Annotated in this window: 8 protein-coding genes; all 8 read right to left on the bottom strand. The window is 60.6% G+C overall.

What is annotated here, in order from left to right; genetic code table 11:
- The coding region (locus K6T64_RS15790; RefSeq protein WP_288011024.1) for a Rid family detoxifying hydrolase at positions 1 to 320 on the bottom strand (320 nt) is incomplete at its 3' end.
- A 32-nt stretch (positions 321 to 352) separates the two neighbouring features.
- The gene (gene purR, locus K6T64_RS15785) at positions 353 to 1,174 is read right to left on the bottom strand and encodes a pur operon repressor (protein WP_100666484.1); all 822 of its coding nucleotides are present in this window, start codon (positions 1,172 to 1,174) and stop codon (positions 353 to 355) included.
- A gap of 53 nt (positions 1,175 to 1,227) precedes the next feature.
- Positions 1,228 to 1,971, bottom strand: a complete 744-nt coding sequence (locus K6T64_RS15780; RefSeq protein ID WP_170084620.1) for an NTP transferase domain-containing protein — start codon at positions 1,969 to 1,971, stop codon at positions 1,228 to 1,230.
- Positions 1,931 to 2,851: a 4-(cytidine 5'-diphospho)-2-C-methyl-D-erythritol kinase gene (ispE, locus tag K6T64_RS15775; protein WP_288011023.1), complete on the bottom strand. Its 921-nt coding sequence runs from the start codon at positions 2,849 to 2,851 to the stop codon at positions 1,931 to 1,933. Before ispE ends, K6T64_RS15780 begins: the two co-directional genes overlap by 41 nt.
- Before the next feature lie 54 nt (positions 2,852 to 2,905).
- The gene (cphA, locus tag K6T64_RS15770) at positions 2,906 to 5,581 is read right to left on the bottom strand and encodes a cyanophycin synthetase (protein WP_288011022.1); all 2,676 of its coding nucleotides are present in this window, start codon (positions 5,579 to 5,581) and stop codon (positions 2,906 to 2,908) included.
- Positions 5,578 to 6,417, bottom strand: a complete 840-nt coding sequence (locus K6T64_RS15765) for a cyanophycinase (RefSeq protein ID WP_100666480.1) — start codon at positions 6,415 to 6,417, stop codon at positions 5,578 to 5,580. The genes cphA and K6T64_RS15765 overlap by 4 nt, the downstream gene beginning before the upstream one ends.
- A gap of 53 nt (positions 6,418 to 6,470) precedes the next feature.
- Positions 6,471 to 6,659 carry a small, acid-soluble spore protein, alpha/beta type gene (locus tag K6T64_RS15760; protein ID WP_133121175.1) on the bottom strand — a complete coding sequence of 63 codons (189 nt, stop codon included), beginning with the start codon at positions 6,657 to 6,659 and terminating at the stop codon, positions 6,471 to 6,473.
- 154 nt (positions 6,660 to 6,813) lie between these two features.
- Positions 6,814 to 7,137, bottom strand: a complete 324-nt coding sequence (gene veg, locus K6T64_RS15755; protein ID WP_170086719.1) for a biofilm formation stimulator Veg — start codon at positions 7,135 to 7,137, stop codon at positions 6,814 to 6,816.
- Positions 7,138 to 7,151: the final 14 nt, after the last annotated feature.

Here is a 7,151-nt window from a genome sequence, read left to right as displayed (position 1 = left end):
TGGACCGTCGTCCGGGCGGGCTTATACGCGCCGAGCACTTCCTCGTAGACTTCATTCATCGGGGCAAAATCGTTCATATCCGCCAAAAAAACTGTCGCTTTGACCACGTCGGCAAAACTCGCCCCGGCCGCTTTCAATACCGCCTCCAGATTGGCAAATACCTGCCGGGTCTGTTCGCGAATGTCCCCCGCCACCATTCGCCCCTCCGGAGTGAGGGGGATTTGCCCCGATGTAAAAACGAATGACCCGGAACGAATCGCCTGGGAATAGGGGCCGATGGCCCCTGGAGCCTTTGATGTTGAAACGATCTGTCCTGCCATCCCACATCATCCCTTCTCAGCCGGCGTACGAATCAGCGGCCAAAATACGTGCCGCGGACCGTCTCCACCCGGCGGTTTTCTTCATCCATGCGCCCGATATCCACCAATGATACGTACTCGCCGACCAGCTTTTTCTCCGGCTCCAAGGTCGCGGTAAACACGCCGATGCCCACCGCCTCGCCGCCGAACTCGGCCAGCAACTCCACCAACGCCCGGGCCGTGCCCCCCGCTTTCATAAAATCGTCCACAATGAGGGCCCGGGTGCCTTCTCGCAGCGACCGGCGGGACAACGACATCGTCTGAATCCGCCGGTCCGAACCCGATACGTAGTTCAAGCTCACGGCGGACCCCTCGGTCAGACGTTGATTCCGGCGGACCACCACGATGGGAAGCCCGAGATACCGCGCCGTCGAAACCGCCAGGGGGATTCCCTTCGTCTCCACCGTCATGACCACTTCCGCGCCGGCCCCGGCGAATCGATGGGCAAACAACCTTCCGGCGGCATCCAAGACATCCGGCCTCCCGAGGATGTCGGACATAAACAGGAACCCACCCGGAAGGATGCGCTCCCCGTCAGCCAGCTCCCCCTGAAGCCGTCGCACAAAATCCACCGCGAAGGCTTCACTCACGCCCGGGATGTAGCGAATCCCCCCTGCGGCCCCGGTTGCTGTCTCAAAGGTGCCGAGTCCCTGCTGTTCAAAAACCGCCCGTACGATGGACAAATCTTCACTCAACGAGGACTTCGCGGCCCCCAGTCGTTCAGCCAGGTCGCTCAGCGACACGGCGGTATGGGGATTCTGCAGAAACAATTGGGTCAAACAAACCAACCGGTCGCTGCGGCGCACCCTTGCCATCCCCCATCTTAAAAACCGAACATTCCCTCGGAAAATATATCATTTCTTTCGGGTTATGACAATCTCGCCGCCAAAGCCCGGTCCACCCATCCCAAATCTTCGGGTTCATCCACATCGGCGCCAATGGCGGCGTGCGGACAGATCACTGCAGATGCTCGAACGGCAAACAATTCCCTCACCCGGGACTCCAGTTGATCAATCGATAGCACTCCCACCACCCGGCTGGCCGCCAACCGAACGGTGAAACTCCACCCGAGTTCCTTCGACAAGCGCAGAGGATTCTTCCGGTTGCGGATGAAACGGTCGATCACCGGGAGGATCCGGCTCAACACGTCGTCCCGAATCACAAACAGATTCCCGCCCGTGAACGTGCCGTCCCGAAGTTTCACATACGTTCGCCGAATCCCGGGAAGTTCCCGCTCGCAATCTTCCCGCCGCACGATGGGATAATAGAAGTCCCGGCGAAACGGCCGGCAACGGCCCAGAACATCCTCCACCATCGCCCCGGTTAACAGCGGTACGTCACAGGTCGCAATGAGCACATGCTCCCCCCGGGGCCGGTCTAGAAACTTCAGGGCAGCTTGCAGGTGGTCGACAATGGAGCCCGATCCGGGCAGCCAGACCGCCCGTGCTGACGAGCCAGCCGTTTGCCCCACCACGACAATCCGCTCGATCTCGACGGCCGCGAACAGGGCGTCCAACACATAGTCCACCATCGCCCGCCCTTGAATGGGCCAGAGGGCCTTCGGCCCGTCCTTATCGGAAACGCTCCCTCCCGTGAGGACGATCGCATCCATGAGGTTCCCTCCGCTTTCCCACAATGTCGTCGTTTAAACCGCACACCCGGGTCAGATACACTTCCCGAACAAAGCCGCGAAAGGCATGATGAATTCGTTCCGCCTTCGACTGCCTGTCCACCAGACCGAACACCGTGGGGCCGCTGCCCGACATCAATGCCCCTAAAGCCCCGAACTGAATCATCCGGGCTTTGAGCCGCCTCACTTCCGGATAAAGATCGAAGGTAACCGTCTCTAAGACGTTGCCGAGCCGCTGGGAGATACCCCCGAGGTCCTTCTCCCGAATCGCCTCGACCATCTGTGCCGTTTTCGGGTGTTCCGTCACCTCATCCAGCCGTAGCCTCCCGTAAACCGCAGCGGTGGATACCGGAATGGGGGGGTGAACCAGAATTACCCACGCCGGAGGGCAGGACGGCAAGATCGTGATCCTCTCTCCCCGCCCCTGGGCGAGTGCCGTGCCGCCGTACACACAAAAGGGCACATCCGACCCCAGCTTTGCCCCGAGTTCCGCCAGTGCATCTTTGGTCAACCCCAGCCCCCACAAGCGATTGAGACCTCTCAGCACCGCCGCAGCATCGCTGGACCCGCCCGCGAGCCCCGCCGACAACGGAATGCGCTTGTCGAGGTGAATTGATGCGCCGCGATGACAACCCGTCTCCTGTTGCAATAATTTCGCGGCCCGGAGAGCTAGGTTGCGTTCGTCGGTGGGCAGTTTGGGGTGAGTGCAACTCAATTGGAGATCCTCGGCCTCCTCTAGGTACACCCGGTCAGCTAAATCCACCGTTTGCATGACCATTTCTACTTCATGGTATCCGTCATCCCGACGGTATAGCACGTCTAAAGACAGGTTGATTTTTGCCGGTGCTTTTTCACAAACCACCTTCGTCCTCCCCGCCAGACCTCCATCGCCGCTATATTCTCTGTCCACTCAACTCTATTGTAGCGTGGTCTGCCAAAGGTGTCTCACCTCCCTTGCGCTCTGCCTGCGGCCCGACGCCCGGGGCCAATCCCAGACCCGCTCAGCTCCTAATTCCTCAAGGGTTTGTAGAATGGGGCTTTTTTTTTCATAGAAAACCACCACGAGCTCACCGGGCAAAGACGAACTCACGGCCTCGCGCAAAGCCTCGGTTTCTTCCAGGCGGGTGTAAAGCGGCAAGCGCGCATTGACGCCGCGCACCGCCTCGGTCAATAGCCTGGCGACCTCCCCCCTTTCACGCCCTCGGGTATCCCTGTCCTCCTTGACCCAGATCCTCTGAAAATGACGCGCCGCTTCCGTCCCCGCAGCCTGGATGATCGAATCATCCCGGTCCCCCGGAACCCCGATAACCCCAGTGACCCGAGGGCCGGGCCATTGCTGCACCAACTGTCCAATGGCCGCAAAGCTGTGGGGATTGTGCCCATAATCCACCATGACGTAACTGCGACCTACACGGTACAGATTGGTCCTCCCCGGATTGTCCACTTCCCGACCAAAGCGGCGGAGTGCATGGGCGATCTGGGAACGGGGGATCCCCCCCGCCCGGCAAGCCGCAGCAGCCGCTAAGGCGTTGGCCACGTGAAACCCCGCCGCTCCGCGACAAGCCACGGGAACGGCGACCACCCTCACAATCGGCCAAGTCCGCGCCCCAGTGCGTTCCAGAATCCAGCCATCTTTTGCGAGAATCGCCGTTCCACCAATCGCGAGATGGCGTAACACCACCGGGTTATCCGGCCTCATGCTGAAAAATACGATCCGACGACGCAAACGCCCCGCCAACTCGACCAAAGAAGGGTCATCGGCGTTGAGAACGACCGCGCCACCGGGATACACCCGCTCGGCCACCAGGGATTTTACAAAAATCAAATCCTCCAGGGTTTCAATCTGGTCCTGGCCGATGTGGTCCAAGGAAATATTGGTCAACACCGCTACATCCGCCCGGTCGTACCCCAACCCTCCCCGAATGACACCACCCCGGGCCGTCTCCAAAACCGCGGCCGTGACATCCGGGTGAGCCAGTACCGTTCGGGCACTCGAGGGGCCAGTGGTGTCTCCCTCCACGATCTTTCGTCCACCTACGTAGATACCATCGGTGGTGGCCGCTCCCACCGTTTCGCCACAGCTTTGCAGGATATGAGCGATCATTCGGGTGGTGGTGGTTTTCCCATTCGTCCCAGTCACCGCGTACACCGGCACCCGGGTGGGATGGCCGGGTGGAAACAACGCATCCACAATGGCCCGACCCGCGTTCCGGGCCGCCCCTTCCGAGGGAAACTCGTGCATCCGAATTCCGGGCGCCGCGTTGATTTCTAGCACCACCGCCCCCACCTCATTCACCGGCCGGGCGATGTCCGGTGTCATCAGGTCGACGCCGCAGATGTCCAACCCCACCGCCCGGGCGGCCCGTTCGCACAACCAACGCTGGTCCGGGTGAATCCGGTCGGAAACGTCCTCCGCCGTACCTCCGGTGCTGAGATTGGCACTGTCCCGCAACACCACGACGCGCCCGGCTGCAGGAACCGCTTCCAAATCCAGCCCTTGGGCCCGCAGTTGCCGGAGGACGACTTCGTCGATGGGAATACGGGTCAACGGCTTCTCGTGCCCGACGCCCCGACGGGGATCCATATTCTCCAGCTCGATCAGCTCGCGGACCTGGTGCACGCCATCCCCCACCACCCGGGGCGGATGGCGGAGGGAAGCCGCCACCATGCGGCCGCGCACGACCAGAATCCGATATTGTAATCCGGGAACCCACCGTTCAACGATCACCTCGGGATCGATCTCCGCCGCCCGCCGGTACGCTTCCCGGACCTCGCTCTCGGTATTCACGCATACACTGACCCCGCGGCCTTGGTTGCCATGCACGGGTTTGACTGTCACGGGCAATCCCACGTCCTGGGCGATCCGCGCCGCTTCCTCTTCGGACAAAGCGGTGCCCCCGTCGGGCACCGGAACCCCGGCCTCTTTCAGAACAGCTTTGGTATAAGCTTTGTTGCAGGCGATATCCACCGCCACCGCAGAGGTCTCGGGACCGATCGTAGCTTCGATGCGCTTCGCCCATTTTCCCGTACCGAGTTGGACAAAACTGCCACCGAGTATCCTCCGCCAGGGAATTCCCCGGGCCTCAGCCTCTCGAACGATTGCCACTGTGCTCGGTCCTAAACGGTGGCGGCGATGGATATCCGCAGCATCCTCCAGCGCCGCGTCCAACGAGAAGGGACGCCCGTCAACCAATGCCTGAATCAGGTCGGCGGCCACAGCGATGAGTCGAGTCATCGCTTCGGGTGCGTGACACTCCATCACCACATCGTAGAGTCCCGCCCGACCGGCATACAGAGTTTTCCCGAAATACGCCGGGGCATCGATGCGATCGGTCAGTTCCAACGTGACATGCTCCAGAACGTGGCCAAAATATGTACCTTCCCGCAATCGTTCCACGAATCCTCCCGGCATTCCTTTGGCACAGTGGTGATCGGTCACCCCGGGAAGATGTTCGATGAGCCGGTCGACAAAACCCGGAAACTCATTGCTGTCGCGCTCCGTCAACTCCTCCAGATCGACTCGGGCAACGAGAATGGGCTTGCTCACATAGATATTCGGACCGGGAATGAACCGGACATCGAGAATCTTCATGATGTCAACTCCTCATCTCCTCGGTGAGGTTCAGCATCTTCCAGAATCGGCCGGCGGTCCCGAAGATCGAATCGATGGCCCGCGGGCAGTACGTGCAACCGAATGCCACAGAGGGCCAGGGGCTCCCCCCGGTCGGCAGACTCGACGTTCGCGTAGGTGAGGGCACTGGCGTCCACGATGCTCACCGCTCCGGAGCCAATTACGCGGCATTCTGCCCCTGAAACGACCACCGCCGTGTTTTCATCGATCCCCATCCCGAGATGATGAGGATACTTGGTCACCGCCGACAACAGTCGCCCGAGCCGACCCCGCTGGGCGAAGTGCTGATCAATCACCACGCCATTCAAAAACTCCATGCCCGGCTCCATGTGAACAATTCCCGGACGAGGACTTGTTTCTGCCTCCCCTTCGACAATCATCGTGCTGGACATCACGGAAGCGCCGGCGCTGGTCCCGGCCAAGACCAACCCGTCCCCGTGCCGCCGATGGAGCGCAGCATCCAACTGTGTACCGCCCAATAAACGGGTAATGCGCCCCTGTTCACCGCCTGTAAAAAATACACAACTCGCCCGTTCCACCAATCGCACGGCGAAAGGGGCGTTCGCGTCCTCCCGCTTTACAATGTGGAGAGGATGGACCTCCTCAGCCCCCAAGCGCGTCAAGACTTGCACGTACTCGTTACCCACCTCAATGGGAAATTCCGTCGCTGAGGTGATCACGACGATGCGCGCCTGTTCCCCTCCGGCCAGACGAACCAGTTCCCGCAGGATGACGCAGTCCCTTTGTTTGTCTTCAGCCCCGCCGATGATCACCAGAGGCCCCGGCGTCGGTCGCACCCATTGCCCCCTCCTTACAAAAAAAGCCAGGGGATGCCCCCTGGCCGGCCGCCTTACAGGTCGGTGTCGTGGCGCTCCCGCAACGCTTTCTCGGCGATCTCGATGGCTCTGCGCACCATATTCCCGGCATCCCGGGTGCGAATGCCACCCCAGCCTTCCCGCTGCACGGTGTCGTAGAATCCGAGGTCCTTTGCCAACTCGACCTTAAATTCCTCGGACATTACGCCACGCCGTCTCGGCACGAGCCGATCCCCTCCTGTCAATGACTCTGGGAGTCTTTTTTGGCGTCCATCCTCAGTATCCCCGGCGCGATTCCGAACATGCGCCTCAAAAATACTAAAAGGGCCGCATCCTTGCGGCCCATCGTTGCCTCCCGTTCAAGGTGGGTGGCCGGTGCTACCGTTCAATACACACCCGCACGGGCTCATCGTCCCGCATGATCATCAACTCCACCGTCTCCGTCAGAATGTCGGCGTAGCTGTACGAAACGCGTTTGAACGAGTGGTCCGACTGATCCAACTTGATCACAAAAACAGACGGATAGGTCTCTTCGAGGATGCCTGTCCGCTCGATCATCTTGCGTCGTCCGTTATTGGCCCGGATCAGGATCTTCTCCCCCACGTAGCTATCGAGGCTGCGCTTAATCTCCAAAAGCGCATTCTTCGCCGCCACCCGCACCACCTCTTTCTCGAGGACAGTGTACCATGAAGGACTCCACATTGTCAAATGAAGGC

Source organism: Kyrpidia sp. (genome assembly GCF_023512215.1).
GTDB classification, from domain to species: domain Bacteria; phylum Bacillota; class Bacilli; order Kyrpidiales; family Kyrpidiaceae; genus Kyrpidia; species Kyrpidia spormannii.
Note: the sequence above shows the minus strand (reverse complement) of the source record. Positions and strands in the feature narration are given on the sequence as shown.

Coding starts and splice junctions, on each gene's coding strand:
- purR (WP_100666484.1), bottom strand. CDS start 1,174: ATGGCAAGGGTGCGCCGCAGCGACCGGTTGGTTTGTTTGACCCAATTG.
- K6T64_RS15780 (WP_170084620.1), bottom strand. CDS start 1,971: ATGGATGCGATCGTCCTCACGGGAGGGAGCGTTTCCGATAAGGACGGG.
- cphA (WP_288011022.1), bottom strand. CDS start 5,581: ATGAAGATTCTCGATGTCCGGTTCATTCCCGGTCCGAATATCTATGTG.
- veg (WP_170086719.1), bottom strand. CDS start 7,137: ATGTGGAGTCCTTCATGGTACACTGTCCTCGAGAAAGAGGTGGTGCGG.